Source organism: Polynucleobacter sp. MWH-UH23A, from assembly GCF_040409805.1.
In the GTDB taxonomy this organism is placed as follows: Bacteria; Pseudomonadota; Gammaproteobacteria; order Burkholderiales; family Burkholderiaceae; genus Polynucleobacter.
This window is the reverse complement of record NZ_CP099572.1, coordinates 84,529-104,508: the sequence shown is the minus strand read 5'-3', so window position 1 is coordinate 104,508 and position 19,980 is coordinate 84,529. Positions and strand designations below refer to the sequence as shown.

General features: G+C 45.3%; 19 protein-coding genes. 1 reads left to right on the top strand and 18 read right to left on the bottom strand.

From position 1 onward, the window contains the following. Nucleotides 1–10: 10 nt before the first annotated feature. The gene (hisH, locus tag NHB35_RS00605) at nucleotides 11–667 is read right to left on the bottom strand and encodes an imidazole glycerol phosphate synthase subunit HisH (protein ID WP_353432433.1); all 657 of its coding nucleotides are present in this window, start codon (nucleotides 665–667) and stop codon (nucleotides 11–13) included. Nucleotides 668–714: 47 nt separating this feature from the next. Beyond that, the gene (gene hisB / locus NHB35_RS00600) at nucleotides 715–1,302 is read right to left on the bottom strand and encodes an imidazoleglycerol-phosphate dehydratase HisB (RefSeq protein WP_173954894.1); all 588 of its coding nucleotides are present in this window, start codon (nucleotides 1,300–1,302) and stop codon (nucleotides 715–717) included. A 116-nt stretch (nucleotides 1,303–1,418) separates the two neighbouring features. On the opposite strand from hisB, the gene hisC reads away from it, so the two are divergent. Continuing rightward, complete coding sequence (gene hisC / locus NHB35_RS00595) at nucleotides 1,419–2,495, top strand: histidinol-phosphate transaminase (RefSeq protein WP_353432432.1); 1,077 nt, start codon at nucleotides 1,419–1,421, stop codon at nucleotides 2,493–2,495. Nucleotides 2,496–2,531: 36 nt separating this feature from the next. Here hisC and NHB35_RS00590 read toward each other — a convergent pair whose 3' ends face one another. From NHB35_RS00590 to NHB35_RS00515, 16 genes are all read right to left on the bottom strand, one after another. Beyond that, nucleotides 2,532–3,671 (bottom strand): glycosyltransferase family 4 protein, encoded by a 1,140-nt coding sequence (locus NHB35_RS00590; protein ID WP_353432431.1) that lies wholly within the window; start codon nucleotides 3,669–3,671, stop codon nucleotides 2,532–2,534. Nucleotides 3,672–3,676: 5 nt separating this feature from the next. Then, the gene (gene hisD, locus NHB35_RS00585) at nucleotides 3,677–5,014 is read right to left on the bottom strand and encodes a histidinol dehydrogenase (RefSeq protein ID WP_353432430.1); all 1,338 of its coding nucleotides are present in this window, start codon (nucleotides 5,012–5,014) and stop codon (nucleotides 3,677–3,679) included. Between the two features lie 14 nt (nucleotides 5,015–5,028). Then, on the bottom strand, nucleotides 5,029–5,655 hold the full coding sequence (gene hisG, locus NHB35_RS00580) for an ATP phosphoribosyltransferase (protein WP_353432429.1): 627 nt from the start codon (nucleotides 5,653–5,655) through the stop codon (nucleotides 5,029–5,031). A gap of 42 nt (nucleotides 5,656–5,697) precedes the next feature. After that, nucleotides 5,698–6,972 carry a UDP-N-acetylglucosamine 1-carboxyvinyltransferase gene (murA, locus tag NHB35_RS00575; protein WP_353432428.1) on the bottom strand — a complete coding sequence of 425 codons (1,275 nt, stop codon included), beginning with the start codon at nucleotides 6,970–6,972 and terminating at the stop codon, nucleotides 5,698–5,700. Between the two features lie 51 nt (nucleotides 6,973–7,023). Next, the gene (locus NHB35_RS00570; protein ID WP_215316732.1) at nucleotides 7,024–7,272 is read right to left on the bottom strand and encodes a BolA family protein; all 249 of its coding nucleotides are present in this window, start codon (nucleotides 7,270–7,272) and stop codon (nucleotides 7,024–7,026) included. A gap of 57 nt (nucleotides 7,273–7,329) precedes the next feature. Continuing rightward, entirely contained in the window at nucleotides 7,330–8,136 is an 807-nt protein-coding gene (locus NHB35_RS00565) for an ABC transporter permease (RefSeq protein ID WP_353432426.1), read from the bottom strand. Further along, nucleotides 8,133–8,885, bottom strand: coding sequence for an ABC transporter ATP-binding protein (locus NHB35_RS00560; RefSeq protein ID WP_353432425.1), 753 nt, complete (start codon nucleotides 8,883–8,885; stop codon nucleotides 8,133–8,135). The genes NHB35_RS00565 and NHB35_RS00560 overlap by 4 nt, the downstream gene beginning before the upstream one ends. 19 nt (nucleotides 8,886–8,904) lie before the next feature. Beyond that, nucleotides 8,905–9,162, bottom strand: coding sequence for an STAS domain-containing protein (locus NHB35_RS00555; RefSeq protein ID WP_353432424.1), 258 nt, complete (start codon nucleotides 9,160–9,162; stop codon nucleotides 8,905–8,907). Nucleotides 9,163–9,174: 12 nt separating this feature from the next. After that, nucleotides 9,175–9,816, bottom strand: coding sequence for an ABC transporter substrate-binding protein (locus tag NHB35_RS00550; protein ID WP_353432423.1), 642 nt, complete (start codon nucleotides 9,814–9,816; stop codon nucleotides 9,175–9,177). A 94-nt stretch (nucleotides 9,817–9,910) separates the two neighbouring features. After that, on the bottom strand, nucleotides 9,911–10,639 hold the full coding sequence (locus NHB35_RS00545; protein ID WP_353432422.1) for a VacJ family lipoprotein: 729 nt from the start codon (nucleotides 10,637–10,639) through the stop codon (nucleotides 9,911–9,913). A 29-nt stretch (nucleotides 10,640–10,668) separates the two neighbouring features. Further along, complete coding sequence (mlaD, locus tag NHB35_RS00540) at nucleotides 10,669–11,151, bottom strand: outer membrane lipid asymmetry maintenance protein MlaD (protein ID WP_215316721.1); 483 nt, start codon at nucleotides 11,149–11,151, stop codon at nucleotides 10,669–10,671. Nucleotides 11,152–11,172: 21 nt separating this feature from the next. Beyond that, nucleotides 11,173–11,973 carry a lipid asymmetry maintenance ABC transporter permease subunit MlaE gene (gene mlaE, locus NHB35_RS00535; RefSeq protein WP_353432421.1) on the bottom strand — a complete coding sequence of 267 codons (801 nt, stop codon included), beginning with the start codon at nucleotides 11,971–11,973 and terminating at the stop codon, nucleotides 11,173–11,175. Beyond that, a complete protein-coding gene (locus NHB35_RS00530; protein ID WP_353432420.1) occupies nucleotides 11,973–12,821 on the bottom strand; it encodes an ABC transporter ATP-binding protein in 849 nt (282 codons plus the stop codon). The genes mlaE and NHB35_RS00530 overlap by 1 nt, the downstream gene beginning before the upstream one ends. A gap of 9 nt (nucleotides 12,822–12,830) precedes the next feature. Then, entirely contained in the window at nucleotides 12,831–14,294 is a 1,464-nt protein-coding gene (locus NHB35_RS00525) for a glutamate synthase subunit beta (RefSeq protein ID WP_353432419.1), read from the bottom strand. Between the two features lie 45 nt (nucleotides 14,295–14,339). Beyond that, entirely contained in the window at nucleotides 14,340–19,085 is a 4,746-nt protein-coding gene (locus NHB35_RS00520; protein ID WP_353432418.1) for a glutamate synthase-related protein, read from the bottom strand. 183 nt (nucleotides 19,086–19,268) lie between these two features. Next, nucleotides 19,269–19,973: a transposase gene (locus NHB35_RS00515; RefSeq protein ID WP_353432417.1), complete on the bottom strand. Its 705-nt coding sequence runs from the start codon at nucleotides 19,971–19,973 to the stop codon at nucleotides 19,269–19,271. Nucleotides 19,974–19,980: the final 7 nt, after the last annotated feature.

The following is a 19,980-nucleotide window of genomic DNA, read 5'->3' as shown; positions in this document are numbered from 1 at the left end:
AATTAGATTGTTAGGGTTGCCAATGAACAAAATTTTGATACAACTTTAATCCGTATTCTGCACTTTTTTCTGGATGAAATTGTGTTGCAAAAATATTATCTCTTGCCACAGCAGAAGTAAACCAATCGCCGTATTCTGTCGAGCCAACGATATCTTCTGCGCGTTTAGGAACAGCATAGTAGCTGTGCACAAAATAAAAAGTGCTTAAATCTGGAATCCCTTTCCAAATAGGGTGCTGACGATCTTGACGCACTTGATTCCAGCCCATATGGGGGACCTTGTAAGCAGAACCATCCGCCTGCTTTTTTCCAGCCAACTCAAAGCGGCGCACTTCACCTGGAATAAGGCCTAGACAGGCTGTCCACTGCTCGCCAGGACGCACTTCCGCACTCTTATCCAACAGCATTTGCTCGCCCACACAAACGCCCAATAAGGGTTTATTTTTGGACGCCTCTAGTAGCGCTTCCAGAAGACCAGATTCCTCAAGGTGCTTCATGCAATCGGGCATAGCTCCCTGCCCCGGAAGCACAACGCGATCCGCATTGCGAATTTCTTCTGGCTTACGAGCAATCAATACATTTTCATTGGGAGCTACATGATGGAATGCCTGATACACGGAACGAAGGTTACCCATCCCGTAGTCAACGATCGCAATGGTTTGCGCCAAAATTAGCCTATCTTTTGCACTGTTCTAAGAAGAAGCAAAAATCGAGATTAAAGGCTTCCCTTAGTTGAAGGAACTGCGCCAGAGGCGCGTGGGTCTATTGCCAGGGCCATACGTAAGGCACGACCAAAGGCTTTGAAGACTGTTTCAATTTGGTGGTGAGCATTGATGCCACGCAAGTTATCAATGTGCAAAGTCACTCCCGCGTGATTCACAAAACCACGGAAGAACTCAATACTGAGATCAACATCAAAGTCACCTACACGTGCACGTGTAAAGGGCACATTAAATTCCAAGCCTGGACGACCAGAAAAGTCGATCACTACACGAGACAGTGTTTCATCAAGAGGCACATAGGAATGTCCGTAACGAGTGATGCCTGCTTTATCGCCTACTGCTTTTGCAAATGCCTGACCCAATGTAATGCCCACATCTTCAACGGTATGGTGATCATCGATATGGGTATCGCCTTGAGCCACCACCTTGAGATCGATCATCCCGTGACGCGCGATTTGATCCAACATGTGATCCAAGAAAGGTACGCCTGAGGCAAGCTCAGCTTTACCGGTACCATCTAAATTGATGGAAATTTGAATTTTGGTTTCCGAAGTGTTTCGGGTTACGTCGGCTTGCCGCATACTTCTTTACGCCGCGAGGCGAAGTGTTAATTGAAGCCTCATAATATCATTCCTAGCAGAGATATAAATGCTCAAATAATTTCACTTTCTTACCCATATTTAACCCGAGTAGCCGCATGAGCCGTTTTTGGAGCCCTGTCGTCAGAAGTCTGACCCCTTATACCCCAGGGGAGCAGCCGCAAATGCAGCGGCTGATCAAGCTCAATACCAATGAGAGTCCTTACGGGCCATCTCCCAAGGCTCTTGCAGCAATTAACCAGCAAACCACTGACGATTTACGCCTCTATCCAGATCCAGAGGGAAATGCCTTAAAGCAAGCGATTGCTAAATTACATGGCCTAAACCCAAACCAAGTATTTTTGGGTAATGGTTCCGATGAGGTATTGGCTCACGTTTTTGCAGGACTACTAAAACAAAGTAAGCCAATTCATTTCCCTGACATTACTTATAGTTTTTACCCGGTCTACTGCAAACTCTTTGGTATCGAATACAAAACCGTTCCGTTAGGCAATGATTTTGAAATCAATCTCAATGACTATGTGACACCAAACGGCGGAATCATTTTTCCCAATCCCAATGCTCCAACTGGTCGATCAGTTGCACGTTCAGAAATTGAAAAATTACTTTCTCAGAACAAAGACTCCGTTTTAGTGATCGATGAAGCCTATGTCGATTACGGAACAGAATCCTGCATTCCGCTATTGCGAAGCATGAACTGCCCAGAAAATCTTTTAGTCGTTCACACTCTCTCCAAATCAAGGGCGCTAGCTGGTCTAAGAGTAGGCTTTGCACTCGGCCACCCTGACCTCATCGAGGGTCTTGAGCGGGTCAAAAATAGCTTTAACTCCTACCCCTTGGGTCGCTTGGCACAAGCCGGGGCAATTACCGCAATCGAAGATCAAGCTCACCTTGAATCAACGAGTGCGAAAGTAATTCAGACTCGGCTCAAACTAATTGAGCAGTTAAATGAGCTGGGCTTTAACACCCTACCCTCTACTGCGAACTTTATTTTCACACGTCATCCAAAACATTCTGGCGCCAAGCTATATCAAGCACTAAGAGATCGAGGCGTTATCGTGCGCCACTTTAATGCGCCCCGCATTAAAGAGTTTTTGCGTATTACGATCGGTACCGATGAGCAGAGCGCCGAACTCGTCTTGGCTTTTAGAGAAATACTGCTACAGACTTCGTGATGAAACGCATCAGTGAAAATACAACCATTTAAGTCACTAAGCATCAAAAATATTTATAAGTTTTTGCACGACCGCGTCCCAGCTAAAGTTTTCTCGTATATATTTTTGAGCCTCATCTGAATTTTTAGCATCCACCTTACCCTCAATAACTGATGTCAATTGATTTAGCAAGCTTTCCATATTAGGCTCAATATAAAAACCATCCGCTCCATTAGAGGCTCTTTTGCCCTCGATCTTTAGACCAAAGGAGCTGTGAAAATAGTCATCTGTAGAACCTCCTTCGGTAACCAAAACAAGGCTGCCACTTGCCGCAGCCTCAAGGGGGCTCAAATTAAAGCCCTCAGCCCTGTATGGAGAAACGTAACAGTCACATGTTCCGTAAAGACCATTTAATTGACTTTGCGTTAAGTTTTCAGAAATAAAAATAATAGACTTATAAATTTCCTGCGAGAGTAGTTCTGGATGTTGCTTTTGAAGCTCTATGAAAATCTCCTTAGCTTTAATTCCATATAGGTTGCTGGAGTCTTTCAAAATTAATCTTATATGTTTGTATTTTCTTTTTAGCAATGCATAAGCAGCTATTAATAAATCAATGCCCTTATTACCAGTCATTGCCCCTACAGATAAAAGCAAAAATTCATCCGCAGAACAACCCAAAGCTTTCCTAAATTCTGATTTTCGATGAGAATCAACTGGCTTAAATATTTCAGAAACCCCATGCGGAACTACATACACTCTCTCATCCCTAAAACCAGCTATTAAAAAACCCTCCTTAGACCAGTTTGATGGGGTTATGATCATTAGGTCTGAGTTCTCAAGACCGCGATTTAGATCGTCCTCATAAATCAATCCATTGATGCTTTGATATTCAGACGTCCCAAAAACGAACAGTTTTCTACTATTAGCCTTATAAAATCGATACGGAAAACTAATCCTGTAAGTAACATCAACCGGCGTCGAATTTATGTGAAATGATGGAATTTCATTTATGAGCATCAGATCCTGATCAGCAAATCCTGATGCGTTAGAGCCTATGTTCCATTCATGATTGTAAAAAGGTAAGTCGTTATGGTACAGGTCAAAATGGCTCTTCCTTAATTGAAGTAATTGGTTTTGATTGACTATTGCATAAGAATGATTTATCCCCCTCCAACCCTCGATTAAAACTTTTTTCATAACCACTAAGGATTAATTTTCCCTAAAGATATGCGCATCTCGGCAGCGCGTGCGTGCGCTTGTAAGCCTTCTCCATGCGCAAGCGTACTGGCTACTTGACCTAAGCTTTGTGCGCCAGCCTCGCTCACCTCAATCATGCTTGAGCGCTTAATGAAGTCGTATAAGCCCAAAGGTGAAGAAAAACGAGCGGTTCGGGCTGTTGGCAATACGTGATTGGGGCCTGCACAGTAATCCCCTAAGGACTCACTAGTGTAGTTACCCATAAAAATAGCGCCGGCATGACGAATTTTCTCAGCCCACTGGCGTGGCTCAACAGCGCAGATCTCTAAATGCTCAGCAGCAATTGCATTAGCAATATCACATGCCTCTGCCATATCCTTTACCTGAATTAATAAGGCGCGATTGGATAGTGAAGCGGTAATCACCTTAGCTCTTGGCATTTCTGGAAGCAGGCGATTGATGCTCGCTTGCACTTGCTCAATAAAAGCGGCATCAGGACATAACAAAATAGATTGCGCTTGCTCATCATGCTCTGCTTGAGAGAAGAGATCCATAGCAACCCAGTCAGGGTTAGTAGATCCATCGCATAAAACTAAAATCTCTGACGGGCCAGCAATCATATCGATGCCAACCGTACCAAATACCCTACGCTTTGCGGCGGCAACATAAGCATTACCTGGACCCACAATCTTATCGACCGATGGGATGGTTTGCGTACCGTATGCCAATGCACCGACGGCTTGAGCACCACCAATCGTAAATATGCGATCAACACCAGCTAGATATGCAGCCGCCAATACCAAAGGATTGCGTGCGCCATCAGGAGTAGGCACCACCATGATGACTTCTGTCACACCTGCCACTTTGGCAGGAATGGCATTCATCAATACCGATGAAGGATAGGCCGCCTTACCGCCGGGAACATAAATCCCAACGCGATCTAATGGGGTCACTTTTTGACCAAGCTTTGTGCCGTCAGCCTCTTCGTATTCCCATGAATGACAACCGGCTTCGATTTTCTGACGCTCGTGATAGGCGCGAACCCGCTTTGCAGCAATATCTAGAGCATTTTTTTGCTCGACCATTAGGTCTTTATAGGCCTTCTCTAGATCCTGACGAGGTATCTCAAGCTCAGAAACACTAGAAACATTGAGTCGATCAAATTGCTTTGTAAATTCTAGAACCGCAGTATCGCCCTTCTCTTTTACCGCGGCTAATATTTTGACAACCGCAGCATCTATGGCTACATCATCAGCTGTAGGTAAAGAAAGACTGGAGAGCAGGGTTTCTTTAAAACCTGGATCTCCACTATTGAGTCGCTTAACCTGAACTTGAGATGACATTGATCTGTATTGATTTACTTCAGCAAATCAAAAATAGGTTGTAACTGAGCACGCTTACGCTTGTAGGAAGCTTGGTTCACTACTAAGCGAGCGCTGATATCCGAAATTGGCTCGACCTCAACCAAACCATTTGCCCTTAAGGTATTGCCAGTAGAAACGAGATCCACAATCGCATCAGCCAAACCGACTAGTGGCGCAAGTTCCATTGAGCCATATAGCTGAATAGTGTCAATGTGAACACCTTTGTTAGCAAAGTGATCTCGAGCGCAATTGACATACTTAGTTGCCACTTTTAGGCGTGAGCCTTGCTTGACCGCAGCAGCGTAGTCAAAGCCATCACGTACTGCAACGGACATACGACACTTTGCGATATTTAAATCAAAAGGCACATATAAACCATCAGTGCCTTTTTCCATTAGAACGTCTAACCCAGCTACACCAAAATCAGCGCCACCAAATTGCACATAAGTGGGCACATCAGATGCACGCACAATAATTAACCGCACATCGGGATTGGATGTCTCGATAATGAGTTTGCGAGACTTTTCAGGATCCTCTTTTGGCACAATACCAACCTTAGATAGGATCTCTGCGGTCTCTTCGAAGATTCGCCCCTTGGAGAGGGCTAAAGTCAATTTCATGACTCAATTATCTCTTAGTTAAGTAATTTACTTGCGCAACCCTTACTTAACCCGCTCAATCTTGGCACCCAACAGGGTTAACTTCTGCTCCATGCGGTCATAGCCACGGTCTAGGTGGTAAATACGGTCTACCTGGGTCTCACCCTGAGCGGCAAGCCCAGCAATAACCAAACTGGCAGATGCTCGCAGGTCCGTTGCCATCACAATCGCACCTGAGAGTTTTTCTACTCCCTGTGCAATCGCCGTATTTCCTTCAATAGCAATATCGGCACCCAAGCGGTTGAGCTCTTGCACATGCATGAAACGATTCTCAAAAATTGTCTCGGTAATGGTTGAGTTACCAGCTGCTACGGCATTAACCGCCATTAACTGAGCCTGCATATCTGTTGGGAATGCAGGGTATTCAGAAGTGCGAAAACTCACTGCTTTTGGACGGGTTTGCATAGAAGCTTTAATCCAATCTGGGCCCACTTCCATTTGTAAGCCAGCCTCTTTCAACTTCACCATGACAGCGTCTAAAGTATCGGGGCGACAGTCTTTAACAAGCACCTCGCCACCCGCTGCGGCCACTGCGCACAAGAAAGTGCCCGCTTCAATGCGATCAGGAATCACAGAATGTTCGGCGCCATGTAATTTTTCAACACCCTCAATCACCAAGCGGTCGCTTCCGATCCCGGAAATTTTTGCACCCATCTTGACAAGCAATTCAGCAAGATCGCCAACTTCCGGTTCCCGTGCAGCATTTTCTAGAATCGTGGTTCCAGATGCCAAAGTCGCCGCCATCAACAAGTTCTCAGTACCTGTCACTGTGATCATGTCCGTCAAAATAGATGTGCCCTTAAGGCGATCAGATGGCGGTTTTGTTTCTGCCTGAATGTAACCACTCTTAATTTTGATGCTGGCACCCATGGCTTTTAAGCCCTTGATATGCTGATCTACAGGGCGTGCGCCAATAGCGCAACCACCTGGTAGAGAAACCTTTGCGCTATGCATTCTGGCAAGCAATGGACCTAAGACTAAGATGGAGGCACGCATGGTTTTTACCATCTCATACGTTGCCTCAGAGCTTTTAATCACTGCCGCATTCAAGACAACATGACTACGATCTTTTGCATCAGGAAAACTAACTACTACGCCAATTTCCTGAAGTAATTTCAGCATCGTGCGCACATCCTGAAGATCGGGCACATTGCGTAATGTAACTGGCTGGTCTGTTAATAAACAAGCACACAAAATTGGTAAAGCGGCATTCTTAGCCCCGGCAATTTTGACTTCGCCCTTCAGCGGAGTCCCGCCTACCATTCGTAATTTATCCATTAAACGATTCCAGTAAAAACTTTAGTGAGTTTGCTTATTTAAATTTGATTGTTATGCCGACGGGTTTTGCGCAAACTCTTCAGGAGTAAATGCTTTTATTGATAGTGCATGCACTTCTGCTTTCATGCGATCGCCCATTGCTGCATATACCAGCTGATGACGCTGTACAAGGCGTTTGCCATCAAACTCTGGACTAACAATGGTTGCAAAAAAATGTTGTCCATCACCCTCAACCTGAATATGAGTGCATTGAATGCCTTGCTTGATATAACCTTCAATTTGTTCTGGGGTTGGCAACATACTTCTCTCCTAATAAAACATTACATACGACGAATACGGCCAAACAATCTACCAATATTAATGGCGTAACTTATAACCCTTTTGCAAGAGTCGCAAAGCAATTGCTGAAACTGCTACAAAGAAACAAAACACAATAGCTAGGCTGCTCCAAGGCGATACATCCGAAATCCCGAAAAACCCAAAACGAAAGCCATCGATCATGTAAAAGAATGGGTTGAAATGCGAAACCACCTGCCAAGCAGCAGGCAAAGAATGAATGGAATAGAAAACCCCGGACAGCATCGTTGCAGGCATGATGATGAAGTTTTGAAATGCAGCTAATTGGTCAAATTTATCAGCCAAAATTCCTGCGATTAGACCAAGACTGCCCAAGATGGCGGCACCCAAAAATGCGAATACTAAGATCCAAAGTGGATACTCAAGTGTGGGGACATCAAACCAAAGCGTGATCAACAATACGCCTAAGCCAACGACAATTCCTCGAAAAACTGCTGCCAATATATAGGCTGTATAAAACTCAAGGTGACTCAGGGGCGCCAACAAAACAAATACGAGGTTGCCTGTAATCTTTGACTGAATGAGAGATGAAGAAGTATTCGCAAATGCGTTTTGCAACACACTCATCATGACTAAGCCAGGAATCAAAAATGCGGTATAGCTTAAACGCCCATAGACCTCTTTACCCTCAAGCACATGACCAAAAATCATGAGGTACAAAATGGCAGTCAATACTGGCGCGGCAACCGTCTGAAACGCCACCTTATAAAAGCGTTTCACCTCCTTGCGCAATAAAGTTGGAAAGCCACTGCCGTACTCTAAGCTTGGTTTATTAAGGGCTTGAGGTGCTTTATTCAACATAGTCATTGCGCTGCCCCCGACATGATGTTTACAAAAACATCTTCGAGATCTGTTTTACCTTCACCATCTTTTTTAGCTGAGCCGTAACGTGTTAATAAATTCGCAGTGGTATCCAGTGCCACAATCTCGCCCTGCTTGAGCATGGCAATACGCTGACAAAGCGCCTCAGCTTCTTCAAGATAGTGCGTCGTCAAAACAATCGTGTGGCCGTCTTGATTTAGTCTGCTGATAAATTGCCACAGCGATTGACGTAACTCCACATCGACACCTGCAGTCGGCTCATCCAAGATGATGACTGGTGGGCGATGCACTAATGCCTGGGCTACCAGAACTCGCCGCTTCATGCCACCTGATAAGGCGCGCATATTGCTATCAGCCTTGCCGGTGAGATCGAGGTTAGCCATGATCTCATCAATCCAAGCATCGTTATTCCGAATACCAAAGTAACCCGATTGAAAGCGCAAAGTTTCACGAACGGTAAAGAAAGGATCAAAAACCAACTCTTGTGGAACCACCCCGAGCATCCGGCGCGCATCACGAAAGGATTTCTGAACATCAGCACCCAAGATAGATGCATGACCCTTATCGGACTTGACCAAGCCAGCCAATATAGAAATCAAAGTAGTCTTGCCCGCACCATTTGGGCCTAAAAGGCCGAAAAACTCACCGGGCTCAATAGTCAATGAAACATCATTGAGTGCCTGCAAAGCCCCATACTGCTTTGAAATATGCTGAATCGAAATTGCTGAGTGCATGCTTCTATTTTATTTTTACTTAGAGACCTAGCAAAGCGGAAACACCATACACCTTGGCCAATACTTTGAGTTTTTCTGGGGCATGCTCAATAAGCAAGGATTGATTATTTTCATGCAACTTTTTTCTCCAAGCTAAGAGCACTGCTAATACCGTCGAATCAAAATCTTTCAACCGAGAGCAATCAATGGAGCTTAGACTAGCAAGATTACCGATACCATCGATCTCCATTTGTGTTGCATTATCTTGCGTAACGGAAGCAGGCAAAGAAAAAGGCATTTTGCTAGATATTTAGTTTGCAGGTTTAGCACTTGCTAACTGTTTGTTACGATCTTGTAAAAACTTCACAAGACCTTCAATACCATTCTGGCTAATCTGGTTAGCGAATTGATTACGGTATGCCTCGACTAACCAGACACCCATAATATTCATGTCGTAAACCTTCCAGCCCTTGTCTGTCTTCTCTAAACGGTAATCCAAAGGAACCGGATCACCACGGCCGAGAACAACGGTTTTCACAACTACTTCTTTATCGTCTGGCGCAGCGCGAAGAGCCTTAAATTGCACAGTCTGATCACGTAACTGACTTAGCGCGCCTGAATAAGTTCGGATCAATAAGTTTTTAAACTCTGAAGTCAATTGCGCTTGCTGTTCTGCGCTTGCCTTTTTCCAATTCGGACCCATCGCCATTTCGGTTGTACGACGCATATCGGTATAGGGAACAATTTTCTTTTCCACTAAATCGACAATCTTTGGAATGCTACCCTTTTGGATCTCTGGATCTGCTTTCACCGAAGCCATCACATCGGTAACCACCATCTTAATGAGGGCATCAGGAGGTGTTGTTGCATCAGGAGTCTGGGCACGAGACGCCCCAGAGAACAAAAACATGCTTAACGCAAAAAATAATGATGCTACTTTGATGTTTTTCATGGGAACTATCTTTCGACTCGCCTAGCTTATTACTTTGCTTGTTACTCAGTTTGTGAATTGGTTAGGCCTTATTTTAGACCCTTAAGCCCTGTGCTTATTCATAGGGATTTTCATAAACAGGCATTTGAGGCTCTTCATCATCCCGGCCTTCATTGATCTGATACTGGCGTCTTTGAATATACGCATCCCTCATAAAGCTGTACTTATCAATTGCTGCCCCATCCAACAAATCACCTGCCTCGTAATAGGTATTTCGGGCATTCACTACACGCAATCCCGTGATGCTGTTACGTAAAGCGACATCTGGAAGCAGCCTAAATAAATAATCAGACTCCAAGTCAGCAACTGTTCCAAAGGTATCGCGTACATTGCTCGGACCAAAGAAAGGAAGAACCACGTATGGGCCAGCTGGAACGCCCCATACGCCTAGCGTTTGACCCCAATCCTCTTTGTGCTTTTCAAGACCGCCGGGAGTAGCTAGATCCAATAAGCCACCAAGTCCCATTGTGGTATTGACAGCAACTCGCATAAAGTCATTAAAGGCATAGCCAGGTTTGCCTTGCAATAAATTAAATAATGCGGTGTAAATATCGTTGTAGTTACTAAAGAAGTTGTAAATACCCTCCCGCACAAACTCGGGCAATACAAACCGATACCCAGCAACAACGGGCTTTAATAGATAAGCATCTAAGCCCTCGTTGAATTCAAATACGGATCGATTGAATGACTCCCAAGGATCTTGGGGTGAAGGCTCCACTCCAGCAGGAATAGAAGCACAAGCAACTAGCACTGTAGCCATGCAAAGCAAGAGAAATTGTTTCATCTTGTTAATCAGAGCTACAACTGAAAACATTATTTAGCTGCGCTTTTCTCTTGACCGCTATCAGCTGCCTTGTTGTACAAGAACTGACTGATTAAGCTTTCTAAAACGATGGCAGATTGAGTTTGGGTAATTTTTTCACCATTAGCCAACATATCATCCGAGCCGCCAGCCTCAAGGCCAATGTACTGCTCTCCCAATAGACCTGAAGTCAAAATCTTGGCTGAAGAATCTTTTGGAAACTTATAAGCATCTTCAATGGTCATGACAACCGTTGCTTGATAGGTCTTATCGTCGAATGAAATATTGGCGATACGACCAACCACCACACCCGCACTCTTTACAGGCGCACGAGGTTTTAAACCGCCAATGTTATCAAAGCGCGCGGAAATTTTATAAGTTGGAGCGAATGACACAGCATTCATATTGCCAACTTTCAATGCTAGAAATAATGCAGCCAACAAACCAATGGCAACAAAAATTCCAACCCAGATATCAATTGCGCTTTTTCTCATAAGAGCCCCAGTTTATTCTTTCTAATTCGAGAACATCATTGCGGTTAACAAGAAGTCCAATGCCAAAACCGATAAAGATGAAATCACCACAGTGCGAGTCGTCGCCTGTGAAACACCCTCAGGTGTTGGCTTCGCCTCATAACCCTGATATAGGGCAATAAACGTCACCGCCATACCAAACACCAAACTCTTGATCAGGCCGTTTCCAATATCAGAGAACAGATCTACGCCACCCTGCATTTGAGACCAGAATGCTCCAGAATCGACGCCAATCAATGGCACCCCAACAAAATAGCCGCCCAGCACACCCACCGCAGTAAAAATGGTCGCCAAAATCGGCATGGCAATGATGCCTGCCCATAGGCGTGGAGCAATGACGCGGCCTAATGGGTCCACAGCCATCATTTCCATAGCACTCAATTGCTCCCCGGCCTTCATCAAACCAATTTCTGCAGTCAATGAGGTTCCAGCGCGACCGGCAAACAAAAGTGCTGTAATCACGGGACCCAATTCTCGAGTAAGCGATAGGGCAACCAATAAACCCAGCGCCTGTTCAGAGCCATAGCGATTCAAGGTGTAATAACCCTGCAATCCCAAAACAAAGCCAACAAATAAACCAGAGACGGCAATGATCACAAAAGAGTGATTACCAACAAACAAAATTTGATCGATTACCAAACGAGGTCTCTTTAACAAAAACCCCGAACGCCAAATTACCGCTACGAACATGCGTGCAGATAAGCCGAGACTGCTTAAATTACGACGAATAAAAAAACCGAGGTCGCCAAATAAATTCAGAAGCGAGGTCATTAAGTTAGTCATTAAGCCCTCACTCCAAAATCATCTTCCAAGCTTTGCCCTGGATAATGAAAAGGCACAGGACCATCTGGCGCCGCATCCAGAAATTGCCTTACAAAAGCGTCTGTTGATCGACTCAGCTCATCTGGTGTACCTTGCGCACCAATTTTTCCATTGGCAATGAAATACACGTAATCCGCAATCTCAAAGGTCTCTTCAACATCATGAGTCACCAATAAACTCGTGGCTCCCAGGGCGGTATTTAAATCTCTAATCAATCTTGCCGTGATTCCCAAAGAGATAGGATCTAGACCGGCAAAGGGCTCGTCATACATGATGAGTGGTGGATCCAAGGCAATTGCTCTAGCAAGCGCAACACGTCTAGCCATGCCACCAGAAATTTGCGATGGCATTAAATCGCGTGCACCTCGAAGACCTACAGCATTCAGCTTCATTAATACCAAAGAGCGTAAGAGCTCTTCACTTAAATTCGTGTGCTCGCGCAATGGAAATGCGACATTTTCAAAAACACTTAAGTCAGTAAATAAAGCGCCGAACTGAAATAGCATTCCCATGCGACGACGTGCGGCCATTAATTCCTTGCTACTCATCTTGCCAATATCTTGGCCTTCAAATAGCACTTGTCCAGATTGCGCGGAAAATTGGCCACCGATTAAACGCAGAATGGTAGTTTTACCGCAGCCGGAACCGCCCATCACCGCAACGACTTGGCCACGGCGGAACTCCATATTGAGACCAGACAAAATTTGTCGCTCACCAGGCGCGTAGGAAAAGTCGACGTCTTTAATAGAGACGACAACTTCGCCTAGGGATTGATTAATATCCAGCGCGCTTGGTTGATGGCTATTCATATGCCCACATTATCGGGGCAAAACGGATGACCCCATTAAATACTGGTCTACTGCCTGAGCACATTGACGACCTTCGCGAATAGCCCAAACCACTAGCGATTGGCCACGACGCATATCGCCAGCAGCAAAGACCTTGGGAACATTCGTTTGATAGGCATTTTGACCTTCTACAGTCGCTTTTGCATTACCGCGAGCATCTTTCTCAACGCCAAATGCATTTAGTACCTGCTGCACTGGGGAAACGAATCCCATTGCCAAAAGTACTAAATCCGCCTTGATCTCAAATTCAGAATTTGGAACTTCTGACATTTTTCCGTCTTTCCACTCCAAACGAACACCAATGAGTTTTTCAACCTTGCCGTTTTTACCTTCAAAACGCTTTGTTCCTACAGACCAATCACGATCACATCCTTCTTCATGAGAAGAAGATGTACGCAATTTGGTAGGCCAGTATGGCCAAACCAATGGCTTGTTCTCTACTTCCGGTGGTTGAGGCAACAATTCAAACTGGGTAATTTTTGTTGCGCCATGACGATTAGAAGTGCCAACGCAATCAGAACCTGTATCACCACCACCGATCACAACAACGTGTTTATCCGTTGCACGAATTTCATTTTTAAAGTCGCCTGCGTTTTCTTTATTTTGCGGAATCAAAAATTCCAAAGCAAAATGCACGCCAGCAAGCTCACGGCCTGGTACAGGAAGATCACGTGGCTGCTCTGCGCCGCCAGTAATTACCACAGCATCAAAGTCTTTCATGAGCTGCTCAGGTGAAATTGTTTTAGTAGAGTAATTTTTTACTTCGGCGCCAATGGCCTCTTTGCCGACAAATACACCCGTTTCAAATTTCACGCCTTCAGCTTGCATTTGCTCTACACGACGATCGATAAGCCACTTTTCCATCTTGAAGTCAGGGATGCCGTAACGGAGTAAACCACCGATACGGTCATTCTTTTCAAATACAGTGACATCATGACCAACGCGCGCCAATTGCTGTGCAGCCGCCATGCCTGCAGGGCCACCACCAACAATCGCTACTTTCTTACCCGTCTTTGTTTTGGGTGGTTGCGGCTTAACCCAACCACTTTCCCAACCCTTATCAATAATGGCATGTTCAATTGACTTAATACCTACAGGGGCACGATTGATTCCTAAAGTACAAGCTGCCTCACATGGTGCCGGGCAAATACGGCCTGTAAATTCTGGGAAATTGTTGGTTGATTGCAAAACATCTAATGCATTTTTCCAATCACTATGAAAAACTAAATCATTGAAGTCAGGAATGATGTTGTTAACTGGGCATCCGTTATTGCAAAACGGAATGCCGCAATCCATGCAACGCGCACCCTGAACTTTTGCTTCTTCATCAGTCAATGCGGCAACAAACTCTTTGTAGTGGTGGAGACGTTTAGCAGGCGCTTCGTATGTTTCATCTACGCGCTCAAACTCCATGAATCCAGTGACCTTACCCATATCTAATCCTTAGTATCTTTTCTTAATGTCTATTCGCTATGTTGATTACGCTGCAACCGTATTCTTTTGTGACTTTTCCCAAAGCTCACCGAGCGCACGTTTGTACTCAGTTGGGAGAACCTTCACAAAGCGAGTACGGGCATTTTCCCAATCAGCAAGCAGCGCCTTAGCGCGCTCTGAGCCGGTGTAGCGGAAATGACGCTCAATCAAACCTTTCAAGATTTGCTCATCAGTCAAACGCTCGCCACCGTCTTTAACATCAACAGGGGCATGCCACTCTGATTTAGGCATCTTGGCAATTTGCTCGGCAGAAGGCAACACTTTTTCTAAAGTCGCCATGCTGGTATTGCAACGCTGACTAAATAAACCATCTTCGTCATAAACATAAGCAACACCGCCGCTCATACCCGCTGCAAAATTACGGCCAGTAGTACCGAGCACCACAACAGTCCCACCAGTCATGTACTCACAACCGTGATCGCCAGTACCCTCAACAACCGTGGTTGCGCCCGAGTTACGAACTGCGAAACGCTCACCTGCAACACCGTTAAAGAAGGCTTCACCAGCAATTGCACCATAAAGAACCGTATTACCAACAATGATGTTCTTAGATGTATCGCCACGGAACTCATGTGGAGCACGTACTATTACGCGGCCGCCTGACAAACCTTTACCAACGTAGTCGTTGCCATCACCCACCAAATCCAAAGTGATACCGCGAGCTAGGAAGGCCGCAAAGCTTTGACCAGCAGTACCATTTAACTGAATATGAATGGTGTCATCAGGCAAACCAGCGTGGCCATAACGTTGAGCCACCTCACCTGAAAGCATTGCGCCAACAGTACGATTGACGTTCTTCACTGGCACGATAAAAGAAACTTTTTCACCACGCTCGATAGCAGGCTCACTCTTCTCAATCAAGATATTGTCTAGCGCATTGGCCAAACCATGGTCTTGAGTGAGCACTTGGTAGCGAGGAACATCGCTTGCCACCTGCGGCTCAGCAAAAATCTTGCTGAAATCCAAGCCATGCACTTTCCAGTTCTCAATACCCTTGCGAGTATCCAAGAGATCAACACGACCAATAAGGTCATCAAATTTTCTGATTCCCAATTGCGCCATGATTTCGCGAGCTTCTTCCGCAATAAAGAAGAAGAAATTCACCACATGCTCAGGCTTACCAGAGAACTTCTTACGTAATTCTGGATCCTGAGTCGCAACACCAACTGGGCAGGTATTCAAATGACACTTACGCATCATGATGCAACCCTCAACCACCAATGGGGCCGTTGCAAAACCAAACTCATCCGCACCTAACAAGGCACCGATGACGACATCTCGACCTGTCTTCATTTGGCCATCAGCTTGCACACGGATACGACTACGCAAACCATTCAGCACCAGTGTTTGCTGAGTCTCAGCCAAACCCAACTCCCATGGGGATCCGGCATGCTTAATTGAGGAGAGCGGAGATGCGCCAGTACCACCATCGTGACCCGCGATCACAACATGATCTGCTTTTGCTTTGGCAACACCAGCGGCAACCGTACCAACACCGACTTCAGATACCAACTTCACAGAAACGTCTGATTTTGGATTGACATTCTTGAGGTCATGGATCAACTGAGCTATATCTTCAATCGAATAAATATCATGGTGCGGAGGAGGAGAAATCAAGCCTACACCTGGTACGGAGAAGCGTAACTTACCAATGTAGTCAGAAACCTTGCCACCAGGCAATTGACCACCTTCACCTGGTTTTGCACCCTGCGCCATCTTGATCTGAATTTGATCAGCAGAACGTAAGTACTCAGTGGTCACACCAAAACGACCAGAAGCAACTTGCTTAATCTTTGAACGCAATGAGTCGCCATCTTGTAATGGAATATTTGCCTCAACGACATCATCTCCCAAGATGCTAGCAAGGGACTCGCCCTTCTTAATTGGAATGCCTTTGAGTTCATTCACATAACGATTTGGATCCTCGCCACCCTCACCAGTATTAGACTTGCCGCCAATGCGGTTCATGGCGATTGCCAAGGTAGCATGAGCTTCGGTAGAGATAGAGCCCAAGGACATTGCGCCTGTTGCAAAACGCTTAACAATCTCTTTTGCAGGCTCAACCTCATCCAAAGGAATAGCTTTACTTGGATCAATCTTGAACTCAAACAAACCACGCAAAGTCATCTGACGCTTCGTTTGGTCATTGATGATGTTGGCGTACTCTTTATAAGTTTGATAGCCCTTCTCTGCGCCAATACGAGTGGAGTGCTGCAATTTCGCAATCGTATCTGGAGTCCACATGTGGTTCTCACCACGAATACGGAAGGCGTACTCACCACCAGCATCCAGCATATTAGTCAATACAGGATCATTACCAAAGGCAGCTGTATGCATACGCAAAGCTTCTTCAGCCACTTCAAATACGCCGATACCACCCACATTAGATGGCGTGCCTTTGAAATATTGATCAATGATGTCGCGATTTAAACCGATCGCTTCAAAAATCTGCGAGCCGGTATAGGACATATAAGTAGAGATACCCATTTTGGACATCACTTTTTGCAAACCTTTACCAACCGCTTTTACAAAATTCTTAACAGCTTTCTCACCAGACAAATCGCCCGATAAACCTTTGGCCATATCAACCAATGTTTCCATTGCAAGGTATGGATGGACTGCTTCAGCACCATAACCAGCTAAGAGAGCAAAGTGGTGAGTCTCACGTGCGCTACCTGTCTCAACCACGAGACCAACGCTAGTACGTAAACCCTTTTGTACCAAATGCTGATGAATTGCTGATGTTGCCAAGAGCGCAGGAATAGCAACGTGCTTCTCGTCAACTTGACGATCGCTTACGATCAAGATGTTGTAGCCAGAACGCACCGCATCAGCAGCCTCTGCGCACAATGATGCTAAACGCGCTTCAATACCTGCTTTACCCCAAGCAGCTGGATAGCAGATATCAAGCTCATAAGAACGGAACTTGCCATTGGTGTAATGACCAATGTGACGAATCTTGGTGATGTCATCAAAATCCAAAATAGGCTGACTGACTTCAAGTCGCATTGGAGGGTTGATGTTGTTGGTATCAAGCAAGTTTGGCTTTGGCCCAATGAAGGAAACCAAAGACATCACCATGTTTTCACGAATCGGATCAATCGGAGGATTGGTCACCTGTGCAAACAACTGTTTGAAGTAGTTGTACAAAGGTTTGTTCTTATTTGAAAGAACCGCTAATGGGCTGTCATTGCCCATTGAGCCGATTGCCTCTTCACCATTCATAGCCATTGGGGCCATGAGGTACTTGATATCTTCCTGTGTGTAACCAAAAGCCTGCTGACGATCAAGCAATTTAGCAGCGGGACGAATGGTGGTCTTTTCATCTACCAAGTCTGCTTTGCTAGCGTCAACTTCATCAAGCTTCACGCGTACTGCATCAATCCAACTCTTGTATGGCTTCGCTTTAGAAACAGCATTCTTAAGCTCAACGTCATCAATGATGCGACCTTGTTCCATGTCGATCATGAACATCTTGCCTGGTTGCAAGCGCCATTTTTGAACGATCTTGCTCTCAGGAATTGGTAGTACACCTGCCTCAGAAGCCATAATGACTAAATCATCATCAGTAACGTAGTAACGCGCTGGACGTAAACCATTGCGGTCCAAAGTTGCGCCAATCTGGCGACCATCAGTAAATGCCATCGCTGCTGGGCCGTCCCATGGCTCCATCATCGATGCGTGGTATTCATAGAATGCGCGACGATTGTCATCCATTAATGTGTGCTGTTCCCATGCCTCAGGAATCATCATCATCATGGCTTGTGCCAATGGGTAACCAGACATCACCAATAACTCTAAGCAGTTATCAAAACATGCAGTGTCTGACTGACCTGGATAAATCAGTGGCCATAATTTTTGTAGATCATCGCCAAGCACTGGGGAGCTAATCGCGCCCTCACGAGCATTCACCCAATTCACGTTACCTTTAACAGTATTAATTTCACCGTTGTGCGCAATCATGCGATATGGGTGAGCCAACTCCCAAGCTGGGAATGTATTGGTTGAGAAGCGTTGATGCACCAATGCCAAGGCAGATACCGTACGAGGATCTTGCAAATCTTGGTAATAAGCGCCAACTTGGTTAGCTAACAGCAAACCCTTATAAACAATGGTTCGCGCGGACATTGATGCGACAAAATATTCTTTGCCATGCTTTAAGTGCAAATCTTGAATCGCATGACTTGCTGTTTTACGAATCACATACAACTTACGCTCAAGCGCATCAGTTGTCATGATGTCACGGCCGCGCCCAATAAAAATTTGACGGATGAATGGCTCAGTCATTTGCACTGTTGGAGACATCGGTAACTTCACATCAACCGGCACATCTCTCCAACCTAAAACTACTTGACCCTCTAAACGAACAGTGCGCTCTAACTCTTGCTCGCATGCTAAACGTGAAGCGTGCTCTTTTGGCAAGAAGATCATGCCAACACCGTACTCGCCTAATGGTGGCAATGTGACGCCTTGCTTTGCCATTTCTTCGCGATACAAGGTGTCTGGAATCTGAATCAAGATACCAGCGCCGTCACCCATTAAAGGATCGGCACCAACCGCTCCCCGGTGATCTAGGTTTTCCAGAATCTTCAAACCCTGAGAAACAATCTCATGAGATTTCTTGCCCTTGATGTGTGCAACGAATCCTACGCCACAAGCATCATGTTCATTTTGTGGGTCATACATCCCTTGAGCAACTGGACGAATCTGGGTATTTAATTGAGTAGTCATAGTATTTCTCAGAGGCACAACGGCCTGATTACGTTTGGAGGATCAAATATAGGTGAATACCCATACTCATGCAATAGAAATAAAATGACTCTGTCCCATTTATTTTGATATTTTTTGGGATCAATTCTTTTAATTAGGGACAGAGTCAAACTTTAGACTCTGTAGATTAATCCTCTTTAATACCTATGGCACTGAATTTAAAGGGATTATTTTCTTCGGGCGTCCTCTGTGGCGCATTTGAATCAACTCTGGCGAATCTTTGAATAACTTCTTAGCGTAGGCATCGCTTACCCAGGGCTTCGATCGAATTAAGGATTCTGTGATTTGGCGATCTTCCCAATGGGGGGCGCCCTCCTTCACAATATTGGCCCAATTCATCTGACGTTCAAAAGGAGTATTTCCCAACCTCCAAAATTGGGGGTGGTCCATAAGCCAAGGCTCTGCATTCCCACCGATATGAGTAGCAAAGCTAGTCCACTTGGAATCTTGGGGGCTAGATTCATAACCGGCTCTTACTGGATTTAGTTCAATGTAGCGCTGACAACGCAAAAAATAATCGGGGTCAATCAGGGAAGAACGGTACCTACCTTCCCAAATCGTTCCAGATCGATGATGTTGCTGATTGAAGTATTGTGCGTAACGACGACCCAAGGACTGCATTGTTTTTGCAAGTGAATCATCATTTTGCGGGGTGAGCAATAAATGCACATGATTTGGCATCAATGCAAATGCATGCACCGCGCAAGAAAATTGTCTTGCAGCGTCACGTAACCACTCTAAATAAATTTGTCGATCTTCTTCTTTGAAAAAAAGTGTTTCGCGGTTGTTGCCGCGAACCATCACATGCATTGCTTGGCCAGGTATAACAGTACGCGCTTGCCGAGCCATCGTGATT